This window comes from Pantoea sp. NGS-ED-1003, from assembly GCF_000738765.1.
Classification (GTDB): Bacteria; Pseudomonadota; Gammaproteobacteria; order Enterobacterales; family Enterobacteriaceae; genus Pantoea; species Pantoea septica.
This window is the reverse complement of record NZ_JPQA01000001.1, coordinates 264868-286271: the sequence shown is the minus strand read 5'-3', so window position 1 is coordinate 286271 and position 21404 is coordinate 264868. Positions and strand designations below refer to the sequence as shown.

21 protein-coding genes and 1 pseudogene are annotated in these 21404 nt (G+C 59.2%); 12 read left to right on the top strand and 10 right to left on the bottom strand.

What is annotated here, in order from left to right; genetic code table 11:
• Positions 1-5 precede the first annotated feature (5 nt).
• Positions 6-1787, bottom strand: coding sequence for an EAL domain-containing protein (locus tag JS46_RS01320; RefSeq protein WP_033747052.1), 1782 nt, complete (start codon positions 1785-1787; stop codon positions 6-8).
• A 333-nt stretch (positions 1788-2120) separates the two neighbouring features.
• Here JS46_RS01320 and JS46_RS01315 point away from each other — a divergent pair, with 333 nt between their 5' ends.
• Positions 2121-3554: a methyl-accepting chemotaxis protein gene (locus JS46_RS01315; RefSeq protein WP_081876025.1), complete on the top strand. Its 1434-nt coding sequence runs from the start codon at positions 2121-2123 to the stop codon at positions 3552-3554.
• Between the two features lie 9 nt (positions 3555-3563).
• Here the strand turns inward: JS46_RS01315 and JS46_RS01310 are convergent, their stop codons facing one another.
• On the bottom strand, positions 3564-3767 hold the full coding sequence (locus tag JS46_RS01310) for a DUF3606 domain-containing protein (protein ID WP_033747050.1): 204 nt from the start codon (positions 3765-3767) through the stop codon (positions 3564-3566).
• A 390-nt stretch (positions 3768-4157) separates the two neighbouring features.
• On the opposite strand from JS46_RS01310, the gene JS46_RS01305 reads away from it, so the two are divergent.
• A complete protein-coding gene (locus tag JS46_RS01305) occupies positions 4158-4388 on the top strand; it encodes a hypothetical protein (protein WP_033747048.1) in 231 nt (76 codons plus the stop codon).
• A gap of 208 nt (positions 4389-4596) precedes the next feature.
• Positions 4597-6147: pseudogene (locus JS46_RS24765) on the top strand (methyl-accepting chemotaxis protein).
• A gap of 52 nt (positions 6148-6199) precedes the next feature.
• Here JS46_RS24765 and JS46_RS01295 read toward each other — a convergent pair.
• Positions 6200-6919 (bottom strand): SDR family NAD(P)-dependent oxidoreductase, encoded by a 720-nt coding sequence (locus tag JS46_RS01295; protein WP_033747045.1) that lies wholly within the window; start codon positions 6917-6919, stop codon positions 6200-6202.
• 112 nt (positions 6920-7031) lie between these two features.
• Here JS46_RS01295 and JS46_RS01290 point away from each other — a divergent pair, with 112 nt between their 5' ends.
• Together JS46_RS01290 and JS46_RS01285 are read left to right on the top strand one after the other, a co-directional pair.
• Complete coding sequence (locus tag JS46_RS01290) at positions 7032-7964, top strand: LysR family transcriptional regulator (RefSeq protein WP_033747043.1); 933 nt, start codon at positions 7032-7034, stop codon at positions 7962-7964.
• Between the two features lie 107 nt (positions 7965-8071).
• Positions 8072-8608, top strand: coding sequence for a DUF2058 domain-containing protein (locus JS46_RS01285; protein ID WP_033747040.1), 537 nt, complete (start codon positions 8072-8074; stop codon positions 8606-8608).
• 48 nt (positions 8609-8656) lie between these two features.
• Here JS46_RS01285 and JS46_RS01280 read toward each other — a convergent pair whose 3' ends face one another.
• Entirely contained in the window at positions 8657-9355 is a 699-nt protein-coding gene (locus JS46_RS01280; RefSeq protein ID WP_033747037.1) for an RluA family pseudouridine synthase, read from the bottom strand.
• A gap of 149 nt (positions 9356-9504) precedes the next feature.
• Here JS46_RS01280 and gcvA point away from each other — a divergent pair, with 149 nt between their 5' ends.
• From gcvA to JS46_RS01265, 3 genes are all read left to right on the top strand, one after another.
• Positions 9505-10410: a transcriptional regulator GcvA gene (gene gcvA / locus JS46_RS01275; RefSeq protein WP_033747035.1), complete on the top strand. Its 906-nt coding sequence runs from the start codon at positions 9505-9507 to the stop codon at positions 10408-10410.
• A 74-nt stretch (positions 10411-10484) separates the two neighbouring features.
• On the top strand, positions 10485-11312 hold the full coding sequence (locus tag JS46_RS01270) for an EamA family transporter (protein WP_033747033.1): 828 nt from the start codon (positions 10485-10487) through the stop codon (positions 11310-11312).
• Between the two features lie 20 nt (positions 11313-11332).
• The gene (locus JS46_RS01265; RefSeq protein WP_033747031.1) at positions 11333-12223 is read left to right on the top strand and encodes an oxidoreductase; all 891 of its coding nucleotides are present in this window, start codon (positions 11333-11335) and stop codon (positions 12221-12223) included.
• Between the two features lie 638 nt (positions 12224-12861).
• Here JS46_RS01265 and JS46_RS01260 read toward each other — a convergent pair.
• The 6 genes from JS46_RS01260 to JS46_RS01235 form a co-directional block, all read right to left on the bottom strand.
• Entirely contained in the window at positions 12862-13284 is a 423-nt protein-coding gene (locus JS46_RS01260) for a DUF4354 family protein (RefSeq protein ID WP_235212955.1), read from the bottom strand.
• A gap of 137 nt (positions 13285-13421) precedes the next feature.
• On the bottom strand, positions 13422-13724 hold the full coding sequence (locus tag JS46_RS01255) for a hypothetical protein (protein ID WP_033747029.1): 303 nt from the start codon (positions 13722-13724) through the stop codon (positions 13422-13424).
• A gap of 130 nt (positions 13725-13854) precedes the next feature.
• Positions 13855-14079 (bottom strand): YgdI/YgdR family lipoprotein, encoded by a 225-nt coding sequence (locus JS46_RS01250; protein WP_081876024.1) that lies wholly within the window; start codon positions 14077-14079, stop codon positions 13855-13857.
• A gap of 226 nt (positions 14080-14305) precedes the next feature.
• Positions 14306-15286, bottom strand: coding sequence for a LacI family DNA-binding transcriptional regulator (locus tag JS46_RS01245; protein WP_033747026.1), 981 nt, complete (start codon positions 15284-15286; stop codon positions 14306-14308).
• Between the two features lie 167 nt (positions 15287-15453).
• Positions 15454-16509 (bottom strand): sugar phosphate isomerase/epimerase, encoded by a 1056-nt coding sequence (locus JS46_RS01240; protein WP_033747024.1) that lies wholly within the window; start codon positions 16507-16509, stop codon positions 15454-15456.
• Positions 16510-16532: 23 nt separating this feature from the next.
• The gene (locus JS46_RS01235) at positions 16533-17762 is read right to left on the bottom strand and encodes an MFS transporter (RefSeq protein WP_033747022.1); all 1230 of its coding nucleotides are present in this window, start codon (positions 17760-17762) and stop codon (positions 16533-16535) included.
• Between the two features lie 289 nt (positions 17763-18051).
• On the opposite strand from JS46_RS01235, the gene dgoR reads away from it, so the two are divergent.
• The 4 genes from dgoR to dgoD are packed head-to-tail and all read left to right on the top strand — an operon-like array spanning position 18052 to position 21359.
• Positions 18052-18741 carry a D-galactonate utilization transcriptional regulator DgoR gene (gene dgoR / locus JS46_RS01230; protein ID WP_033747020.1) on the top strand — a complete coding sequence of 230 codons (690 nt, stop codon included), beginning with the start codon at positions 18052-18054 and terminating at the stop codon, positions 18739-18741.
• Positions 18738-19613, top strand: a complete 876-nt coding sequence (locus tag JS46_RS01225; RefSeq protein WP_033747018.1) for a 2-dehydro-3-deoxygalactonokinase — start codon at positions 18738-18740, stop codon at positions 19611-19613. Before dgoR ends, JS46_RS01225 begins: the two co-directional genes overlap by 4 nt.
• Entirely contained in the window at positions 19597-20214 is a 618-nt protein-coding gene (locus tag JS46_RS01220; protein ID WP_033747015.1) for a 2-dehydro-3-deoxy-6-phosphogalactonate aldolase, read from the top strand. The genes JS46_RS01225 and JS46_RS01220 overlap by 17 nt, the downstream gene beginning before the upstream one ends.
• The gene (gene dgoD / locus JS46_RS01215; RefSeq protein ID WP_033747013.1) at positions 20211-21359 is read left to right on the top strand and encodes a galactonate dehydratase; all 1149 of its coding nucleotides are present in this window, start codon (positions 20211-20213) and stop codon (positions 21357-21359) included. The genes JS46_RS01220 and dgoD overlap by 4 nt, the downstream gene beginning before the upstream one ends.
• Positions 21360-21404: the final 45 nt, after the last annotated feature.

Here is a 21404-nt window from a genome sequence, read left to right as displayed (position 1 = left end):
ACACCTCAGCTGCATTTGTTGCGCAGCCGCCAGTCGAGCCACGCATCCAGCTCGCGGTCGGGCAGCGGTTTGGCATAGAAATAGCCTTGCGCCTGGTCGCAGCCATATTCGCACAGCATACTGGCCACGTCCCCGCACTCGATGCCTTCCGCCAGCACGACATAGTCCAGCTCTTTCAGCATGGTGATAATGTTGCGCGCGATAATGCGCGATGCGGTGTCGGAAGCCAGGCCGCTGATTAACGAACGGTCCAGCTTAATCACGTCCAGCGGCATGCGGCGCAGATAGCTGATATTGCTGTAGCCGGTGCCGAAGTCATCCAGCGAAATGCCGAAGCCGCGCAGCTTGAGCATTTCCAGTCCGCGCATCGCGGCCGGACTCTCAATCAGCCGTTCGGTTTCCAGACACTCCACGCCAAGCAGCGCGTTAGGCAGCCTGACTTTCAGCATCTTATCTTCCAGCGTGTCGGCAAACCCCTGCCGGGCGAAATCATGCAGGCTGACGTTAACGGAAACCGGCAGCTGGATGCAGTGATTTCGCAGCCGCGCCAGACGGGCAATGACGCGATCGATTACCCAGGCGTTCAGCTCGGAGAGCAGTTCGGTCTGCTCCGCCAGCGGTACGAATGCCGAGGGCGACAGCTCGCCCAGCTGCGGATGCCGCCAGCGAATCAGCGCCTCAAGCCCGACCGGCGCACCGCTCTGCAGGCAGATCTTGGGCTGGTAGGCCAGATAGAGCCCCTCTTCGTTTCTCAGCGCTGAGGCGAGTTCATGCATCAGGTTGAAATCGCGCGTGCGGCGCACATCCTCTGACGCGCTAAAGGTCCGCGTCGCCACCCCGCTGCCGATCGCCTCATGTAGCGCGCTGAGGCCGCGACGCAGTATCTCCTGCGCCGGCGACGCCACGGCCGTGAAGTCCACTTCGCCGGTGAAAGTATTCAGGGTCACCGACAGGCCCTCGCCCAGATCCGCGCTGATGCCCTCCATGCGATTCGCCACCCAGGCCGCGCTGAGCGAGCTGCTCGCGCTGGTCAACAGCGCAAACCGGCCGGTGGCCACGGTGTAGAGCAGATCGCCGGGCCCCAGACGCAGGCGCAGTGGCAAAAGCGTGGCGACGTCTTTGAGCAACCCCTCGACCGGCCCCATTCCCATCGAGCGCGCCAGTTCGTAGGCGCGCGGCATGTCGATGCAGTCAATCAGGATGAGCCGCCGCGGCAGCGTTTCGCCGCCCGCCGTCAGGTAGTGCAGATCGCGGATCAGCCGCTGACGATTTGGCAATCCGGTCACCGGATCGGTAAAGCCGGCGGAGTGCCAGGCCTCCAGAAAGGAGATCACCAGCGCGCCAAGCAGCGTCAGCGCGGTCAGCTGCTCTGGATTTAGCTGATGCGGCTCGCCGTCGGTTACGCACAGCGTGCCGAGGATATGGCCGGCGCGGCTTTTCAGCGGCACGCCGGCATAGAAGCGAATCCAGGGATCGCCGACAACGAACTTGTGCTTAACGAAGCGGGCATCTTGCCAGGTATCAGCGATCACCATCGGCGCTTCGGAGTCAATCACGTAGCGACAGAGCGAATCTTCACGCGTCGAGTACTTAAGCGAAAAGTTGCGCGCCGCGCGGATGTACTGAAATTCATCGTCGACGATAGAGATAAAACAGCCGGGAATGCCGAGCGCCTGGCTTGCCAGCCGAACAAACTTTTCAAGTACCCCATCGCGACTTTCATCAGGTTCGCGCAGCGCTTCAAGCGCGCGCAGGCGACCTTCGTCGTCGCCGGAATATGTTTGCATGGTTCCTCCGGTCCGCTCCAGTTCTGGAACGAACAGAAAATAAAAACGTTTAAAAACGGACCGGGAAAAACCGACTAAAGTACAAGGCAAATTATCTGATTTTATCTGGTACGAAATCTTAAGCGCTTTTCGTCCCTTTGGCACAATAAATTCTTTCAAACAATATCAAATAATCCGAAAAATAAAAAAATCACAAAATGATCGTTTCCTTTTTCCTGATTCACTGCCACACTAAAGCGCTCAATAAGATTGCACACAATAAAATAGCAAGCTACATAAAAAACAACATTTCGCCGTTCTTTACACAGCAGCAACAACACCAGGGAATCCTATATGCACTTCCTCAGAAATTTTACTATTCGTCGGGTTGTACAGGCTATTTTGCTGGCTGCGCTGCTGGTCGTGGCGCTGGCAGGCGCTTACGGTTCTGGTGTTATGCGCGACCTGCATCAGCGCGCCGAAGCGAGAGACATCGCCAGCGCGCAGCTGGTTTTTCTGACGCGCGCCGGAAATGCGATGGCCTCAGGCTCCGCAGAGGAAAAAGCGGCGCTACAGGCTGAGGCGCCCGCCGGCGCCGACTGGGCACGCCTTAGCGTCGCCCTGAACGAAACGCCTGCCCGCTTTTCCGCCGCGGCAAACGAGCGGCTTAGCTTTCTGCAGCGTCAGGTTGCATCGGACGAAGCGGCGACCGCCCGCGATCGCCAGCGTCTGGAGATGGCGTTTCTTGTCGCCGCGCTGATGATGCTGGGGCTGCTGGCCTTCTGCGACCGCTTTCTTGTCACCCATCTGGTGAAGCCGCTTGGCGTGATGCGCGAGCATTTCAGAAGCATGGCCGCAGGCGATCTCTCTCACGAGCCGCAGGAGTTTGGCCGCAACTGCGTCGGACAGCTGGTTCCGCTGGTGCGACTGATGCAGCAAAGCCTGCTCACGACGGTGCAGGCGGTACGTGATAATAGCGGCGTGCTGCGTCGGGAAGCGGCGGATATCGCCGCCGGCAATACCGATCTCTCCGATCGCACCACTCGCCAGGCGGCGGCGCTCGAACAGACCGCCGCCAGCATGGAGGAACTGACTGCCACGGTGAAGAATAACGCGCTGAGCGCACGGGAAGCGCGCGAGCTGGCGGGCGCCACCGCGCAGACCACCCGGCAGGGCGAGGCGCTGGTTCACTCGGTTTCTACGCTGATGCGCGATATCGCTGAAGAAGCGGAGAAAATTCGACAGTTTACCGCCACGGTCAACAGCATCGCTTTTCAGACCAATATTCTGGCGCTCAATGCGGCCGTTGAGGCGGCGCGCGCGGGCGAGCAGGGACGCGGCTTCGCCGTGGTCGCCTCCGAGGTGCGCAGTCTCGCCCAGCGTAGCGCCGCGGCAGCCAAAGAGATCGAGGACTTAATCGGCGGCGCGGTGATGCGCGTGCAGGAAGGCGCGGCGGCAGCCGGCCGGGCCGGAGAGACCATGGGCAGCGTCACGCAGCGCGTCTCAGCGGTGAACGATCTTATCGGCCAAATTGCGCTGGCCTCAGAGGAGCAGAGCAAAGGCATTTCTCAGGTCACGCTGGCTATCGCCGATTTAGACCGCGTTACGCAGCAGAACGCCTCGCTGGTTCAGCAGGTCACCGCCTCAGCGGGCAGCCTGAACGGACGCACCGAAACCCTCGCCGCCGTTATCAGCCACTTTAAAACGCCGGTCGACGAACATCGTTACGCAGGCACCGGCGGCGCCGATGCGTTTTTGACGCCGCAAGCCGCTGCCGTCGCTGTCTGACTGACGGCATCAGGAACAGGGGCGGCGCGAAGGCGGATTGTCTTTCAGCCAGCGGCGCACCTTTTCCACATCCGGGCCCGCTTCCTTTACGGCCCGGATGAGCCTGTCCTGAGTAATGTGCAGCGTCAGCATCCAGAAGGTGATTTGCCACTGTTCGTTGACCTCCACGCAGGAAAGATCGGCAGGGACGCGACGAACGATTGGGTCTCTCATATCAGGGTCCTTATTACCGGCAATGCATAAACGCCGGGATAATATTCAGCTTGCGAAGCCACACATCCTGAATGTCTGACACAGGATATAAAGCGGATTTATCCCTAAACGATTCTGTAGCGGAATTATGAGAGGGTTCTGAGAGGCACAGCCTGCATTAAATCGGGTGGCGCCTCTCAGGACGCATTAAAATCAAATTCAGCACGCTGAATTAGCCGTTACGCTAATCGAAACAATCAGTTTATTTCGCGCAAATGTGCATAACGCGTGACAACATAACCCAGAAACAGCAGAAGCAAGCGTCTATGATGCATAACGTCTGTTAACCCTTTAGCGTATGCCGCAAAACGCCCCGCTGGAGCAGAGCTTGTTGCATAAAAGAGAAAAATTATGACCAATAAATCCTTTAAGCCAGGCGTGATTGTTCAGCCTGATGTCCGTTCTCTGCGTATCGCGGCGGGCCTGACGCAGGAGCGTGCCGCCGAACGGTTCGATCTAAGTCTGCGTGGCTGGCAGCTTAAGGAAGCCACATCCAACCCTGGATTGCTCAGCCAGGGAGAATATGAGCTTCTGCTGTTGCTGGCTGGCAAACATCCCCATTTCACTCTTGCGCCCCGCTAGTGCCTCAGCTTATAGATAGTTACGCAAATTTTGATGCGCACGCCTAATTATCCGTCTGAAAATAAAAAACAAAAGAGAAATAAAGGATCTATTTCTCATTATGCATGCTTTCAGAACTTTAATTGAAGCCGCAGATATCCATGCCGATAACTTATCGGTTTTACGGCTCTTCAAACTGCTCTGTTAACGTATGTGGAACGAGAAATAAATGTTCAGAAATTTACCTGTTAAGAAAAAGTTCTTTTTTGCCTTTGGCGCCGTTGTGGTTTTATTGCTGGCTCTGTCCGCAACCTTCTACAACAACTTTTCCAGCATTGTTAATACCAACGACTGGAACATTCATAGCTGGCGCGTCGTCGATAAAAGCCGCGCCCTGACCCAAAGCCTGGTGAATATGGAAACGGGTCTGCGCGGCTATGCGATTAACGGCAAAGAGGAGATGCTCGATCCCTGGAAGGCGGGCAAAGAAGATTTCGTTAAGTTGCTGCAGGAAGCTAAAGGCTTAACCGCGGATAACCCTGCTCAGCAGCAGCGTCTGGATAATTTACTCCGCCAGGAGCAAGCCTGGCAGGATAAATTTGTCGCTGAACTGCTGGCGCACCGCCGCGCGTTAAATGCCGGTTCGATGACGCAGATGGATTTCAATGCCGCTTTCGAAGCCAATACCGGTAAGCCGCAGATGGATCAGATGCGTAAAACCATCGATGAGATCGTCAACGGCGAAAAAAGCCTGCTCGGCGAACGGCAGCACTCTGTCGACTCCATTGAAACCCAGACCCGGCTGACGCTGTGTATCGGCGCGCTTTTGGGCTTAGGCATCGCCTCCGCATTAGGCTATGCTCTTGCCCGCTCGATTACCCTTCCCCTTGAAGAAGCGGTAAAAGCGGCTAAGGCAATTGCCGCCGGCGATCTCTCCACCACGCTGGTGGCGCGGTCAAAAGATGAGACCGGTATTTTGATCGCCACCTTTACCGCTATGCAGGAGCAGCTCAAAAAGGTGGTTTCCGATATTCAGACCGCCGCCTTCTCTATCGACAACGCCTCTAAAGAGGTTGCGCTGGGCAATACCGATCTCTCTGCGCGAACGGAGCAGCAGGCCGCCTCGCTGGAAGAGACCTCAGCAAGCATGGAGCAGCTGACCGCCACCGTCCGGCAAAACGCCGCTAACGCGCAAAACGCCAGCAGCCTGGCGTCCGACGCTTCACAGGTCGCGCAGCAGGGCGGCGAGGTGGTGGAAAAAGTCGTCACGACTATGGCCGCTATTTTCGACAGCTCGAAGAGCGTGGTCGATATTATCGGCACCATTGAAAGCATCGCCTTCCAGACCAATATCCTGGCGCTCAACGCCGCGGTGGAAGCGGCTCGCGCCGGCGAGCAGGGCCGCGGTTTCGCCGTGGTGGCCAGCGAAGTGCGCGCCCTCGCCTAGCGCAGCGCGACAGCGGCGAAAGAGATTAAATCGCTGATCGAAGCCTCGAACCATCGCATAGCGGAAGGCACCGACCTGGTCGCCCAGGCGGGCAAAACCATGACCGGCATCGTCACCGCGATCGGCGACGTCTCGACGATCATGTCGGAAATCTATACCGCCTCCGGCGAGCAGGTTAACGGCATCGAGCACGTCGGCATCGCCATCACCCAGATGGATGAGGTGACCCAGCAAAACGCCGCGCTGGTGGAACAGGCCGCCGCCGCCGCCGCGTCACTGGAAGATCAGGCAGCGCAGCTCAGCCGTTCGACCGCGATCTTTAAACTCGCATAATAAAAAACCTCGCTATGGCGAGGTTTTTTATTATGCGCGGCGAAGCGCGGGGTTACCACGGCACGCTCTTCCCGAAGCGATCCAGGAAGGCCAGGCCGGGCTGACCGCGCCGGCTTTCGATGACGCTGACGATATCGGGAATCGTCTCCTCCAGGCTGTAGGCCCCCTCCTCTCCGCCCAGCGCAGTGCGGATCCAGCCTGGCGCCAGCAGCAGTAGCGCGCGAGCGGGCGCGAGTTTCGCCTGCCGCGCGGCGTAGCTGCGCATATACTGATTCAGCGCAGCCTTGGTGCCGCGATAAACCTCTCTGCCGCCCTGGTGATTGTTGCCGATACTCCCCTGTCCGGAAGACATCACGCCGATCAGTCCGTCCGCATCCACCCGGTCCTGCAGCGCCTCAATCACCCGCAGCGGCGCCAGCGCATTGGTGATCATCAGATGCGCGAACTCTTCGGTGCTGACCTCTGCAATAGTCTGGTTTTGGTCGTGGTTGGTAATGCCAGCATTGACGAACAGCGCGCTGAAGCGCTGATGCCGGAGACGATGACGCAGAGCGGCCAGCTGCGCCTCATCCGTGATATCCAGCTGTTCGGTGGTTAGCGCCTGCCCATAGCGCAGCGCCAGGCTCGCCAGCGCTGGCGCGGCCGCGCGCACTGTGGCGGTGACCCGCCAGCCGCGCCGGAGCAGCGCTTCGGCCATAGCCAGTCCGATGCCGCGCGAGGCGCCGATCAGTAAAAAATGGGGCGATGTGGTCTCTTCGTTGTTAAGGGTCATGGCGATCTCCACGGGGAATTCAGGGATCTCCACCCTAATCGGCAGCAAACCATTACACCAGACGCGCTACGTGCAACAATAGTTTGCATCGCACGCAACCAACCTTATCCCTATGCCTGATATCGATCTGAATCTGCTGACCGCGCTGGATGCCCTGCTGACAGAGTGCAGCGTGACCGGCGCGGCGCGGCGGATGGGCCTCAGCGTCTCCGCCATGAGCCGCGCCCTGACCCGCCTGCGGGCGGCAACCGGCGACCCGCTGCTGGTGCAGGCCGGCCGCCAGATGGTGCCGACGCCCTACGCCGCTGAGCTGGCCGGGCGCGTCGCCCATATCGCCCGCAGCGCGCAGGCGATCCTACAGCCGCCAGCCGATCGGCTAAACCTCGCCAGCATTGAGCGCACCTTTCTTATTCGCGCCAATGAAAGCTTTGTCGATCTCGCCGCCGCCGCGCTGGCGTCGGAGCTGCAGCAACAAGCGCCGCTGACCCAGCTGGTGTTCGTCGCCAAACGTGACAAAGCGCCGCACGCCTTGCGCAGCGGTGAAATCGACCTGGAGATCGGCGTGCTCGGCACGGATGCGCCTGAGCTGAAGCTGAGAACGCTCTTCAGCGATCGTTTTGTCGGCATCTGCCGCCGCGATCACCCGCTATTGCAGGCGCCAGGCGTGACGGCGGAACGCTACGCCAGCTACCCACACGTTGTGGTTTCGCGCCACAATAAACAGTGGGGCCCAGTCGATGTCGCGCTCGCCTCGCTGGGTTGGCAGCGGCGCGTGAGCGTGGTGGTTCCCGCCTTTGCCAACGCGCTCCCGCTGGTTCGCGCCTCCGATATGCTCGGTCTGGTGACGCTCTCCTCGCTCAACGGCGTCGCGTCCGGCATGGCGGCAGGCGATGTGGTCCCCTTTGAGCTGCCCGTCGTCACGCCCGCCATTAGCATCGCCGCTATCTGGCATCCCCGACTTCAGGCGGATCCGCTGCACCGCTGGCTGCGGGAGACGCTTATCGCGGTGTGTCGGCGAGAACAGGCGTCCTGGCGCTATCGCTAGCGCAGCGGCAGGCTGGCGCGCGGTACGGGATTGGGCGAGCGGCCCTCGGCGGCCACCCGATTTACAGGTATAATCAGAAAAATTTTTCAACGGGCTTAGAAACAACGATGACGAAACTTACCTTACAAGAGCAGATGCTCAAAGCTGGCCTGGTCAGCAGCAAGAAAATGGACAAGGTGCAGAGAACCGCCAAAAAATCGCGCGTTCAGGCGCGTGAGGCGCGACAGGCAGTGGAAGAGAATAAAAAAGCGCAACAGGAGCGCGATAAGCTGCTTAACGAACAGCAAAAGCAGGCGGTGTTGTCGCGCGAGTATAAGGCGCAGATCAAGCAGTTGATTGAGATGAACCGCATCGACATTTCACGCGGCAATATCGGTTTTAACTTCACCGATAATAATCTGATCAAAAAAATCGAGGTAGATAAGGCGACCCAGGCGCAGCTGATTAGCGGCCGACTCGCCATTGCGCGCCTGGCGGCGGAGAACGGTGAAAGCGAGTACGCCATTATCCCCGCCAGCGTCGCCGATAAGATCGCGCAGCGCGACGCCAACAGCATCGTATTAAACAGCGCGCTCAGTCAGGAAGAGCAGGATGAAGACGATCCCTACGCCGACTTTAAGGTGCCTGACGATCTGATGTGGTAATGCCCGCCCCAACGCGCGCTGTCGAGGCAAACGTCCGCTGAAACGCAGTTAAAACGGGCTGGCATGGCGCGCGGCTATCCGCTCTCCGCTCACCGGATGGGTAAAATGCAGCTCGCTGGCGTGCAGCATCAGCCGCGGCGCGCGGTCGGCCCCCGGCAGCAGACGCCCGCCATAGAGATCGCAGCCCAAAATAGCATGCCCTATCAGCTGGCAGTGAATGCGCAGCTGATGGGTACGCCCGGTCTCCGGCGTCAGCGCGACGCGCGTTAACGGCAGCGCCACGCCGCCTTCCCCCGCCTGATAAAAGCGCTCAACGACACGATAGCGAGATCGCGCGGGCTTGCCGCTTGCGGCGCAAATCGCCATCAGCGGGAAGCGCGCCGGATCTTTGGCGATCGCCGCCTCGATCATCCCCTCATCCTCCGACACATGTCCGCACAGCAGCGCGCTGTAGCCCTTGCTCACCGTGCGCTGGCTGAACTGCTGGCAGAGCGCAGCGTTAATCGCTTTATTGCGCGCGATCACCATGAGCCCTGAGGTGCCGAAATCGAGCCGATGCACCAGAGTGCAGCCGGGAAAACGCGCCGCCAGCCGGTAGTGCACCGAATCGAGGTTAAGCGGATTTTTCCCCGAAAGGCTGAGCAGCCCGGCGGGTTTGTTGATCAGCACCAGATGGTCGTCCTGATAGAGCGTCTCTATCTGTTCCAGACACGGCGGGGCGATAAAGGTATCGACAATAGCTGACATCAGGCGGTCCGTTGAGAGATGAGCGCGGATAGTAGCGAATTTTGCCCGCGCTGGCGACGCTGGCTTCCGGCTTTAAGAAGCCCAGCTGTCTTTTCAGCGGCGTTCGCCTTAATGTGTCATGAGTCTTAGCTCATAAACTGGAATCGATGATGCGTGATTTGCCCCCTACCGCGACGCTGCGCGCGTTTGAAGTCGCGACGCGCCACACCACCTTTACCTCGGCCGCCGCAGAGCTGTGCGTAACGCAAAGCGCGGTCAGCCACCAGCTGAAGCACCTGGAAGCCGTTTGGGGCGTGCAGCTCTTTCAGCGCGGTAAAACGCTGAGCCTGACGCCCGCAGGCGCCGCCCTCGCGCCGCTGGTGCGCGAGTTTTTCAGCAAGCTGGATACGACGCTTGCCGATCTGCGCGAGCAAAAGGGGCGCGTGCGGCTGCGCGTCAGCACCACCTACTCATTCGCCCTGAAGTGGCTGCTGCCGCGCCTGCCCGATTTAGCGCGCCTGCACCCGGAGATTCTGGTAACGCTGGAGAGCACCGACAGCGCCATCAACTTCGCCAGCACCGATGCAGACGTGGCCATTCGCTTCGGTCAGGGAGATTACCCGGCGCTGCACACGGAGTTTATGTTCCGCGAGCAGCTCTTTCCGGTCGCCAGTCCGGCGCTGCTACAGCGCTTCGGCGTTCCGGAAGAGCCAGCCGAGCTGCTGCGCTACCCGCTGCTGACGCGCGACGGCGCCGATCTGGTGCCGAAATGGGACGTCTGGTTCAGACTGAATGGCATCCCGATCGATGTGCTGCACGAAAGCGTGCGCTTCGCCGACACCAATATGACAATTGAGGCCGCGCTGCTGGGCCAGGGCATCGCGCTGGCGCGCAGCGGACACGTTGAAAAAGAGCTGGCGGAAGGCTCGCTGGTGCGGCTGTTCGCCATCCCATTTCCCTCGCCCGCCGCCTATTACTTCGTCTGCCCGAAAGGGACAGAAGCCGAGCCGCATATCGTGACGTTTCGCCGCTGGCTGCTGGCGCAATCCCGCGAAGCGCAACGTAGCTATGTCTGAGACATGAGCTATTGCTCATACCGCAATGATGAGACTTCGCTTTTCATTAGGGTATGGGCTGATAGCATCACCCCATGCCCAGCTATCTTATTTTACTGACCTTATTTGCTGCCCTGCTGCATGCAGGCTGGAACGTCCTGTTGCGCGGCGGCGACGATCGGCTCTGGTCGATGAACATCATGTGCGTGGCCATCGCCGCGGTTTGCGTCCTTATCGCGCCCTTTATGCCGATGCCAGCGCGCGCCAGCTGGCCCTGGGCGCTGCTATCGGCGCTGCTGCATGTCGGCTACAACCTCTGCCTGGTGCGCAGCTATCGCAGCGGCGATCTGGGGCAGAGCTACCCGATTGCGCGCGGCTCGTCGCCGCTGATGGTGACCTGCGCGGCGGCCATCGTCGCCGGGGAGAAGATCGAGCTGCGCACGCTGATCGGCATCGCGCTGATTTCCGGCGGCATCCTGCTGCTGGCGATAAGCGGCGGCAAAGGGCGAATGCCTAATCTGCGCTATCCGCTGGCGACCGGCGCGTTTATTGCCGCCTACAGCGTGGTGGACGGTATCGGAGTGCGCCTCTCCGGCAGCGCGCTCTCCTATACGCTGTGGATGAGCGCCTGCTGGGGCGCGCTGATGCCGGCGATCTATATTGCGCTGCGCGATGCGAAAAGCCTGCTGCGCTGGCGCCCGGGCCTGCCGGTCGCGGCGGCGGGCGGGCTGGTATCGCTGCTGGCCTACGGCATTATTATTGAGGTCATGGCCTCTGCGCCGATGGGTGCGGTTTCCGCGCTGCGCGAGACCAGCGTGCTGTTTGCCGCCGTGCTGGGCTATCTGTTCCTTGGCGAGGCCTTAACGATCAGGAAAATGCTGGCGTGCGCGGTGATAGCCGCGGGCACCTTTATGATGAATTAATTCAGTCAGGAGAGCTTACCATGTCAGATCGCTTTACCACTGCGCTGCTGGGACCGGGCGCGATTGGCACCACCATCGCCGCCGCACTGCATGAAGCGGGCCGCACGCCACGTTTGTGCGGGCGCACCGCGCATCCGCAGCTTATCCTGCGTCACGATCGGGGTGAAATCGTGGTGCCTGGCCCCGTCATGACCGATCCGGCCGCTATTGAGCGCCCGGTCGATCTGCTCTTCGTGGCGGTGAAAACCACCCAGGTCGCCGACTGTGCCGACTGGCTGGCGCAACTGTGCGACAAAAACAGCGTGGTGTGCGCGCTGCAAAACGGCGTGGAGCAGCAGACGCAGCTGGAATCCTGGGTAAATGGCGCCGTCGTGCTGCCGGCGGTGGTCTGGTTTCCGGCGCAGCGCGAGCCGGATGCCTCGGTCTGGCTGCGGGCCGCGCCGCGCCTGACGCTGCCGGATCGGCCGGAGGCTCAGCGGGTGGTGGAGGCGCTGAGCGGCACGCGCTGTGCGGTAGCGCTCACAGCAGACTTTGTCTCGATCGCCTGGCGCAAGCTGCTGCAAAACGCAGTGGCGGGTCTGATGGTGCTGGCTAACCGTCGTGCCGGCATGTTTGCGCGCGCCGATATCACCGCGCTGGCGCTGGATTACCTGCGCGAGTGCCTGAGCGTCGCGCGGGCGCAGGGCGCGATCCTGAGTGATAGAGTGCCGCAGGAGATCCTTGACGTGTTTCATCAGGCGCCAGCGGATTTAGGCACCTCGATACTTGCCGACCGGCAGGCGAATCGTCCGCTGGAGTGGGAGATCCGCAACGGCGTGATACAGCGTTACGGCCGCGCGCACGGCATCGCGACGCCCATTAGCGATGTGCTGGTGCCGCTGCTGGCGGCGGGCAGCGAGGGGCCGGGTTAAGCAGAAACCAGCTGCCCGCGCGAGCGAGCCTGTGGCTTAGCGGCGGTGAATGCCGTTTGCGGGCGGCGGCCCCATATGCTGAGCCGCGCTACCTGGCGCGGGCGGCGGGCCCATATGTTGAAAAGCGCTGTCTTGCGCGGGCGGCGGCCCCATATGGTGCGAAGCGCTGGGCGCGCTGCGATGATGTTTATCAGAGGCGGGTGCATAGTGACGATGCCCACCTCCGTCAGCCATTACGCAGCCCGACACTGCGGTACATCCCATCATTATTGTCAGACTCGCGATCAATTGCTTAAACATTTTATTTCCTCTGATTTTTGATCAAGACCGATATTTTAATACTCGCCCCGTCTGAAAGAGCTGACGATAATATTGCAGCACCAATACGAATAATAAATAAACGCATTAAATAAACAGCATTTCGTTTGATAATTATTTACGTCCGGTTTTGACTTAGATCAACGCCAGTAGCTATCGCCAAATAATTAGTTAGCGAAATAAAATTGTTAGATTAATCTGTAAGGAGTATGTGTTATGCCTTTCCCTGGTGTCAGCCATTATGGCTCTCCCGCTTCAACCTACCGGTCGCCAACGACTCACGAAGCGGGATTTTTTTTGCCCATGACCTGCCATTATTGTCAGCGTTTCACCGCCGCGGTAAGGCATTTCTCCCCCGTCGCGAGCTTCACAAAAGGCAGATCAAACAGCGCATCGTTATCGCTGGTAAACATCACGGTGCCATAACGCGACTCTCCTCCTTTATAAGGCGAAAGCAGTTCAAGCTGGATACCGTTGCTCATCAACTGATGTCCCTGACTATCGAAGAGAAACAGGCACATCTTATTATTTTTTCCCGGCGTAAACGCCTGCTTCCCATTGTTATTGATCGTCACTTTGTAGGAAACCTGGTACTGCGCTTTATCCGTCACGCTGTTCCAGACGCTGCCCTGCGCATCCTTCGAAGCAAAAACGGTAATATCAGGCGTACTTTCCGATGCGATGCCGCTGCCGGTGACGAGCATAGCGGCTGAGAGAAGTATCGCTTTAGCGGTTTTAGACACGTGTTTACCTCCGTTTTTCAGAAGAAATCAGCCGCTGGGAGGCGCTGGCGCTCGCCTGTCCCTGCAGGATGATAAAGATACATTCAGTCTGCCATGCCTGAACGGCGCGCCACGGCAGGCATCGGAATGGCGATCAATTAGTGCTGAACCTCGATCTGGCTCCAGCCTTGTTTGTACATACAGTCTTTAACTAAAACCTCTCTTTGATACTGATTGGAATCGCTTACGGTATAGCTAACGTCAGATTCGTCATGTTTTTTATCATGGGATACGGACTTGCCGCTCACGACGTTATCCGGCGGCAAGTCGCGCAGCGCCTGAGCCTCGCAGGCGGTTTCAACCACTGTCTCATCGCGGTCGCTTGCCCCCTGCTTTACCCATTTATATTCTGCGCAGCTTGTCAGCAAGAGAAGCAATATCAGCAAAATCATTTTTTTCATTACTACTTTCAACCCTGATTCAATATAAAACCTGAACCTGCTGCGGCAAAACGCAACGTTATTCGCTTACGTCTCGAAAGACTCTCTTGCGAGAGGGTTTAAGGTGCGGCACTGTAAAGACGCCGCGTCATTATTCTTCTACGATCTCTTTTACATCATGCTTCTGTAGCTGGTGCATATTTCCGCTGGCATCTTCATAGGAGATCATGCCTGTTTCTTTATCAATGACGGGCTTACCTTTCGCATTAATCATATGTCCGTCATTCGTGGAAATAATATAGCGTCCCGCGCAGGCTGAAAGCGTTGACGCTGCCGCCAGCATAATTAAACTAACCGCTGCCTTTTTAATCAGCATGACCATGCTCCTTTTGTTAAACAGAATCAAAAAGTGTTAATTTCGCCTGCAATCCTGGCGCGTAAAAATTAAACCAGTCTTAAACAGCCTGCGCTGATATTTTCAGACCTGATAATTAGCTGACTTTAATCAATAAAAATGTATGGATGAGAGAAATCCGCCCGCTGAATATGTAAGGCATTAATACGCTATTAATAAATTAACATAAACGGCGCACGGGTTTGCCTCAGGCGCTGGCGCGCAAAATTAGCCGCCATGCCATCATTACCCGTTCCGTGGGCGCCTGCGGATCGGCTATTTTCTTCAGCAGCAGGTCAAAGGCCGTGCGGCCAATCTCGCGCGACGGCTGAGCGACGGTGGTGAGCGCCGGCGAAACGATTTCAGCGAGTTCGGTGCCGTCAAAACCGGCCACGGCAATATCTTGCGGAATGCGCAGACCCGCCGACTCGATGGCGGACATCGCGCCAGCCGCCAGCGTATCTGATACGGCAAACACCGCGTCGGGCCGGATGTTGCGCCTCAGCAGCGCCTGCATCGCCTGTTTGCCGGCGCTAAAGCTCAGATCGCTGGCGTAGCCGATCGCCTGCCAGCTCAAACCCCGGCTCTCCAGCTCCTGCTGATAGCCCTGCTGGCGCAGCTGGGCATATTTGTAGCTGAGATCGTGGTTAATCAGGGCGATATGACGACGGCCGCCGTCGGCCAGATGGGCGACCAGCTGGCGCGCCGCGTCGGTATCGTTGATCCCTACGCAGGAGATATCGCCAGCGTCAGCATACTCCGCGCACTGCACCCAGGGCATATCGCCGATCAGCTGCGTCAGCTCCGGCAGCCGGGTGAAGGCGTCCATGGTAATCACGCCCTCCACCATTTTCCCCGCCAGCAGCTGCAGGCTGGAGCGTGAGCGATTGATATCGGCACCGGAGTTGCACAGCAGAATGCGATAGCCGTTCTGCTCTGCCTGCGCCTCTATCCCCTTGACGATTTCCGCGCAAAACGGGTTGGAAATATCGGAAACCAGCACCAGCACCATCGAGCTGCGCGCGGTGCGAAGCTGCCGCGCCAGCAGATTAGGTTGATAGTTGCTGGCTTCAATCGCCTTTAGCACTTTATCCCGGTTGATTTCCTTGACGCTGTCGCTGTTGTTAATGACGCGAGAGACCGTGGCAACGGAGACGCCGGCCAGCTTCGCGATTTTTTGAATGGACATGGTGGGATGACTTCCTGGGTCGGTTTCTGGTCTGCTGGCTATCATAATCCCCCGCGAGACAAGACGTTAGTGCAAATCGGCCGCTGTCGTGCAGCAGCAAGGCGCGCCTGTACGCGCCGGTGAGCCAGAGCGCAACCTCACTGCCGCTGCTGCCGGTCAGGCCAGTATCACTCCGGCAGGCCAAGCGCGGCGCGCACGCTGGCGCTGCTCTGTCGGGCAGCGAAGTCATCAAAGGCATGCTCCGCCACCGGAATAATGTGGCGGCGAATAAACTCCGCGCCCTCGCGTGCGCCGGTCTCCGCCTCTTTCAGGCAGCACTCCCACTCCAGCACCGCCCAGCCATCATAGTTGTACTGCGCCAGCCTGCTGAAAATGCCCTTAAAGTCAATCTGGCCGTCGCCTGGCGAGCGAAAGCGTCCGGCGCGGTCGATCCATTTCTGATAGCCGCCGTAGACGCCGCTGCGGCCGTTCGGCAAGTACTCGGCATCTTTAACGTGAAAGGCTTTGATGCGCGCGTGATAGATATCGATAAACTGCAGGTAATCGATGTGCTGAAGGTGCAGATGGCTGGGGTCAAAGAGAATATTGCAGCGCGGATGATGATCAACCTTCTCCAGGAAGCGCTCAAAGGTCACGCCATCATGCAGATCCTCGCCGGGATGCAGCTCATAGCAGAGGTCAACGCCGTGGCGATCGTAGATGTCGAGCAGGGGCTGCCAGCGGCACGCCAGCTCGGCGAACGCCTCCTCGAACAGCTGCGGATTGTGCGGCGGCCAGGGATAGATATAGGGCCAGGCGAGCGAACCGGAGAAAGTCGCATGGGCGCGCAGCCCGAGGTTTTGCGAAGCGGCCGCCGCCAGCGCCACCTGCTCTGTCGCCCAGGCGGTGCGCGCCTCGCGCTTGCCGCGCACGCTTGCCGGCGCGAAGTTGTCGAAGGTGGCGTCGTGCGCCGGATGCACCGCTACCAGCTGTCCCTCCAGATGCGTTGAGAGTTCGCTGATGCATAGCCCCTTCTCCTGCAGCAATCCGCGCACCTCGTCGCAGTAGGTCTGGCTGCTGGCGGCACGCTGCAGATCGAATATCCCAGGATGATTGCAGGGGATCTGCAGAGCTTTATAGCCGAGCGACGCTGCCCATTGCGCCAGCCCCTCCAGCGAATTAAACGGCGCCTGCAGCCCGATAAACTGCGAAAGAAAAATGCCCGGACCTTTCAACGTTTTCAAAAATCACCTCCCATAAAAACAGCTCAGTCGCGATACTTAAAAGTGAACAGGAACAGCACAGCGATCGCCGCGGCGGCAATCGCCGGGATCCACCAGAACAGCGCCCAGCTGGCGGCGGAAACCTGGCCGGCTACCAGATGGTTATAGAGCGCGCCGGAGATTTGCGACCCCAGCAGCATGCCGATGCCGTAGGTAAACATCACGATCATGCTCTGCGCCTGCCCTTTTACTTTCTCGCCCGCGATGCGGTCGGTATAGATAAAGCCGACCACAAAGAAAAAGTCGTAACAGACGCCGTGCAGCAAGATGCCCAGCCAGATCAGGGCGCGACCCTCTTCGCCCATGCCCATGGCGAACAGCGCATAGCGTACAAACCAGGCGGCCATGCCCACCAGCAGCATGATTTTCACGCCGAGGCGACGGAACAGCAGCGGGATCACCAGCATAAAAAAGATTTCCGACATCTGACCAAACGACATCAGGGTACTGACGTTTTTCACCCCGGCGTCGGCCAGCCAGGAGGCGGTAAAGGCGTAATAGGTACCTAGCGGGACAGAGATCAGGGTGGCGCAGAGCGAAAAAATAAAAAAGTGGCGGATTTTCAGCAGCGCGAAGGCGTCAGCGCAGAAGAGATCGCGCAGGTGAAAAGGCGATCCTTTCGCCGGCGCTGGCGTATGCGGCAGCGTCAGGCTGTAGATCGCCAGCGCGACCGAGCTAATGGCCGCCAGCGTAAAGATAGCGACGCTGGAGGCTATGCCGACAACGCCGATAAAAATTCCCGCCACGATCCAGCCGATGGTGCCGAATACCCGCACCACCGGGAAACTTTTCTCGCTGCTCGCCAGGCTGTGAAAGGCGATATTGTTGGTCAGCGCCAGCGTCGGCATGTAGCACAGGGTGTAGCCGAACAGTAAGGCGATCAGCAGGCCGCCGTTTTCCGCCACCACCGCCTGCGGCACGAACCACAGAATTACCGCGCCCGCCAGATGCATCACTGCCAGCACCTTCTGCGACGGGAAGAAGCGATCCACCAGCATGCCCAGCACAAAGGGCGACAGTATCGACGCGATTGGCCCGGCGGAGAAGGCATCGCCAATCAGCAGCGACATATTGTGCTGCGTCATCACCAGCCCGAGCGTCACCGACCAGCTGCCCCAGATAAAGAACTGCAGAAACATCATCAGCGACAGCCGCGGCACCAGCATGCGCTGCGCCGCTACGGCGTTATCATTACTTTGCGTATAAGAAACCATAGCAGCCTCGCAGAGAAAAGTAATCGATTACAATTAATGCCCGCTAAAAAAGTAATCGATTACAAAACATCTTTCTCTTTAGTTGATCACATTTTGCGCAACGCGCTGACGACAAACACCATTATCAATATGGCTGTTTTGTGATCCACATTGTAGTACACATATTATTTATCGTACTACAATGACGCCACACTGATAGCTGCTTACCTCTACTTTGTACTTCAAATATGAGGCGAAACTGAGCGTTCAGGGTAAAGTAGAAGCAAACAGGCAGGCACAAGGAGCTTCTATGACCCTCAACAAAACCGACCGTATCGTGATTACGCTGGGCCAGCAGATCGTCAGCGGAAAATATCTGCCCGGCGCGCCGCTGCCGGCCGAGGCGGAGCTGTGTGACGAATTCGCCACCTCGCGCAATATCATCCGCGAGGTGTTCCGTTCGCTGACGGCGAAGCGGCTTATTGAAATAAAGCGTTATTACGGCGCCTTCGTCACGCCGCGCAATCAGTGGAACTACCTGGACTCGGACGTACTGCAGTGGGTGCTGGAAAACGACGACGATCCGCGCCTGATTGCGGCCATGAGCGAAGTGCGCAATCTGGTTGAACCGGCCATCGCCCGCTGGGCGGCGGAGCGCGCGACGTCGCAGGATCTGGCGCAGATTGAATCGGCGCTCAACGACATGATCGCCAACAACCAGGACCGGGACGCCTTTAACGAAGCGGACATTCGCTATCACGAAGCGGTGCTGCGCGCGGTGCACAACCCGGTGCTGGAACAGCTTAGCGTGGCGATCAGCTCCCTCCAGCGCGCCGTCTTCGAGCGTACCTGGCAGGGCGACGAGGCCAATATGCCGAAAACGCTAAGCGAACATAAAGCGCTGTTCGACGCCATACGGCTGCAGAACGGCGATGCGGCAGAGCAGGCGGCGTACACCATGATCGCCAGCTCGACACACAGGTTAAAGGACATTACATGAGATCTCGCTATATCGCCGTTGACTGGGGCTCCACCAATTTGCGCGCCTGGCTTTTCGACAACGAACGCTGTCAGGAAAGCAGAGAGTCAGAAGCGGGCGTCACCCGGCTGAACGGGAAGCGCCCGCAGGCGGTATTAGACGAGATCACGCAGGGGTGGCGCGACGGCGCGACGCCGGTGTTGATGGCCGGGATGGTAGGGAGCAACGTGGGCTGGAAAAGCGTGCCCTATCTGCCGCTGCCTGCCCGCTTATCAGCCATCGGCGAGCAGCTGACGCCCGTCGCCGAGAACGTCTGGATCGTGCCCGGTATGTGCGTCAGCCGCGAGGATCACCATAACGTGATGCGCGGCGAAGAGACGCAATTGCTCGGCGCCCACGCGCTGGCGCCCTCGCCCGTTTACGTGATGCCGGGCACCCACTGTAAGTGGGTGCAGATCGACAACGAACGTATTCTCGACTTTCACACCGTGATGACCGGCGAACTTCACGCGCTGCTGCTGCGCCACTCGCTACTTGGCGCCGGTTTGCCTGAACAGCAGCCGTCGCAGACAGCGTTTGACGCCGGACTGGCGCGCGGAATTGCGACACCGGCGCTGCTGGCGCAGCTCTTCGAGATCCGCGCCGCGCATATCCTCGGCAGCCTGGCCCCTGAAGAGGTCAGCGAATTTTTATCCGGTCTGCTGATTGGTGCGGAGGTCGCCACGATGCGCGAACGCTTTGGTCATCAGCCGATCGCCCTCGTCGGCGGAGAATCGCTGACCCGCCGATATCAACAGGCGCTGGCCGCCGCTGGCCAGCAGGCCAGCGTAATAGCCGGCGATACCGCCTTTCAGGCAGGCATAAGGAGCATCGTTAATGCAATGGCAAACTGAACTTCCCCTTATCGCGATTCTGCGCGGCGTCACGCCAGACGAGGTCGTGGCGCACGTCGGCGCCGTTATCGACGCGGGTTTCGATGCGGTGGAAATTCCGCTCAATTCGCCGCAGTGGGAGCTCAGCATCCCACTGATCCTTGAGGCTTACGGCGACAGGGCGTTGATAGGCGCCGGAACGGTGTTGAAAACCGAACAGGTGGACAGGCTGGCGGAGATGGGCAGCAAGCTTATCGTGACGCCGAATATTCAGCCGGCGCTAATCCGCCACGCCGTAAACCTCGGCATGATCGTCTGTCCTGGCTGCGCGACGGCCAGCGAAGCCTTTAACGCGCTGGAGGCCGGCGCGCAGGCGTTAAAAATATTCCCCTCCTCCGCGTTCGGCCCGGGCTACATCAAGGCGCTAAAAGCGGTGCTGCCCGACGACGTGCCGGTGCTGGCCGTGGGCGGCGTTACGCCGGAAAACCTGGCGCAGTGGCTTGAGGCGGGCTGCGCAGGGGCCGGGCTCGGCAGCGATCTCTATCGCGCCGGTCAGCCCGTGGAGCGAACCGCGCAGCAGGCGGCCGCATTTGTTCAGGCATACAGAGAGGCAGTGAAATGAAAATAACCCGGCTCACCACATACCGTTTACCCCCGCGCTGGATGTTTCTTAAAATCGAAACCGACGAAGGCGTCGTCGGCTGGGGAGAACCCGTTATCGAGGGACGCGCGCGCACCGTCGAAGCCGCCGTGCATGAACTCGGCGACTACCTGATTGGTCAGGATCCGGCGCGCATTAACGATCTGTGGCAGGTGATGTACCGCGCCGGTTTTTACCGCGGCGGCCCGATCATGATGAGCGCCATCGCCGGCATCGATCAGGCGCTGTGGGATATCAAAGGCAAGGTGCTGGGCGCGCCGGTATGGCAACTGATGGGCGGCCTGGTGCGGGATAAAATCAAAGCTTATAGCTGGGTGGGCGGCGATCGACCGGCGGACGTGATCGCCGGCATCCATACGTTACGCGAAATCGGCTTTGACACCTTCAAGCTTAACGGCTGCGAAGAGCTGGGCATTATCGACGACTCGCGCAAAGTCGACGCCGCGGTGAATACCGTCGCGCAAATTCGCGATGCGTTCGGCGATAAGATTGAGTTCGGCCTCGACTTTCACGGCCGCGTGAGCGCGCCGATGGCGAAGGTGTTGATTAAAGAGCTTGAACCCTACCGCCCGCTGTTTATCGAGGAGCCGGTACTGGCGGAGCAGGCGGAATATTACCCCAGGCTGGCGGCGCAAACCGCTATCCCTATCGCGGCGGGCGAACGCATGTTTTCGCGTTTTGAGTTCAAACGCGTGCTCGAGGCGGGCGGACTGGCGATTCTGCAGCCCGATCTCTCCCATGCCGGCGGCATCACCGAGTGCGTAAAAATCGCCGCGATGGCGGAAGCCTACGACGTCGCCTTCGCGCCGCACTGCCCGCTCGGCCCGATCGCCCTTGCCGCCTGTCTGCACGTCGATTTCGTCTCGCGCAACGCGGTTTTCCAGGAGCAGAGCATGGGCATTCATTACAACCAAGGCGCGGAGCTGCTCGACTTTGTGAAAAACAAAGCGGACTTCAGCATGGAAGGCGGCTTCTTTAAACCCTTAATGAAACCGGGACTCGGCGTGGAAATCGACGAGGAGCAGGTGATCGAACGCAGCAAAAACGCGCCAGACTGGCGTAATCCGTTGTGGCGCCATGCGGACGGTTCCGTCGCGGAGTGGTAAGGCGGATTATTTAACCCGGCTCCGCTCGTCGCGGATTCTCTGACA

Excerpts from the sequence above, each read along its gene's own strand:
- JS46_RS01320 (WP_033747052.1), bottom strand. The coding sequence starts at position 1,787 with ATGCAAACATATTCCGGCGACGACGAAGGTCGCCTGCGCGCGCTTGAA.
- JS46_RS01315 (WP_081876025.1), top strand. The coding sequence starts at position 2,121 with ATGCACTTCCTCAGAAATTTTACTATTCGTCGGGTTGTACAGGCTATT.
- JS46_RS01310 (WP_033747050.1), bottom strand. The coding sequence starts at position 3,767 with ATGAGAGACCCAATCGTTCGTCGCGTCCCTGCCGATCTTTCCTGCGTG.
- JS46_RS01305 (WP_033747048.1), top strand. The coding sequence starts at position 4,158 with ATGACCAATAAATCCTTTAAGCCAGGCGTGATTGTTCAGCCTGATGTC.
- JS46_RS01295 (WP_033747045.1), bottom strand. The coding sequence starts at position 6,919 with ATGACCCTTAACAACGAAGAGACCACATCGCCCCATTTTTTACTGATC.
- JS46_RS01290 (WP_033747043.1), top strand. The coding sequence starts at position 7,032 with ATGCCTGATATCGATCTGAATCTGCTGACCGCGCTGGATGCCCTGCTG.
- JS46_RS01285 (WP_033747040.1), top strand. The coding sequence starts at position 8,072 with ATGACGAAACTTACCTTACAAGAGCAGATGCTCAAAGCTGGCCTGGTC.
- JS46_RS01280 (WP_033747037.1), bottom strand. The coding sequence starts at position 9,355 with ATGTCAGCTATTGTCGATACCTTTATCGCCCCGCCGTGTCTGGAACAG.
- gcvA (WP_033747035.1), top strand. The coding sequence starts at position 9,505 with ATGCGTGATTTGCCCCCTACCGCGACGCTGCGCGCGTTTGAAGTCGCG.
- JS46_RS01270 (WP_033747033.1), top strand. The coding sequence starts at position 10,485 with ATGCCCAGCTATCTTATTTTACTGACCTTATTTGCTGCCCTGCTGCAT.
- JS46_RS01265 (WP_033747031.1), top strand. The coding sequence starts at position 11,333 with ATGTCAGATCGCTTTACCACTGCGCTGCTGGGACCGGGCGCGATTGGC.
- JS46_RS01255 (WP_033747029.1), bottom strand. The coding sequence starts at position 13,724 with ATGAAAAAAATGATTTTGCTGATATTGCTTCTCTTGCTGACAAGCTGC.
- JS46_RS01250 (WP_081876024.1), bottom strand. The coding sequence starts at position 14,079 with ATGCTGATTAAAAAGGCAGCGGTTAGTTTAATTATGCTGGCGGCAGCG.
- JS46_RS01245 (WP_033747026.1), bottom strand. The coding sequence starts at position 15,286 with ATGTCCATTCAAAAAATCGCGAAGCTGGCCGGCGTCTCCGTTGCCACG.
- JS46_RS01235 (WP_033747022.1), bottom strand. The coding sequence starts at position 17,762 with ATGGTTTCTTATACGCAAAGTAATGATAACGCCGTAGCGGCGCAGCGC.
- dgoR (WP_033747020.1), top strand. The coding sequence starts at position 18,052 with ATGACCCTCAACAAAACCGACCGTATCGTGATTACGCTGGGCCAGCAG.
- JS46_RS01225 (WP_033747018.1), top strand. The coding sequence starts at position 18,738 with ATGAGATCTCGCTATATCGCCGTTGACTGGGGCTCCACCAATTTGCGC.
- JS46_RS01220 (WP_033747015.1), top strand. The coding sequence starts at position 19,597 with ATGCAATGGCAAACTGAACTTCCCCTTATCGCGATTCTGCGCGGCGTC.
- dgoD (WP_033747013.1), top strand. The coding sequence starts at position 20,211 with ATGAAAATAACCCGGCTCACCACATACCGTTTACCCCCGCGCTGGATG.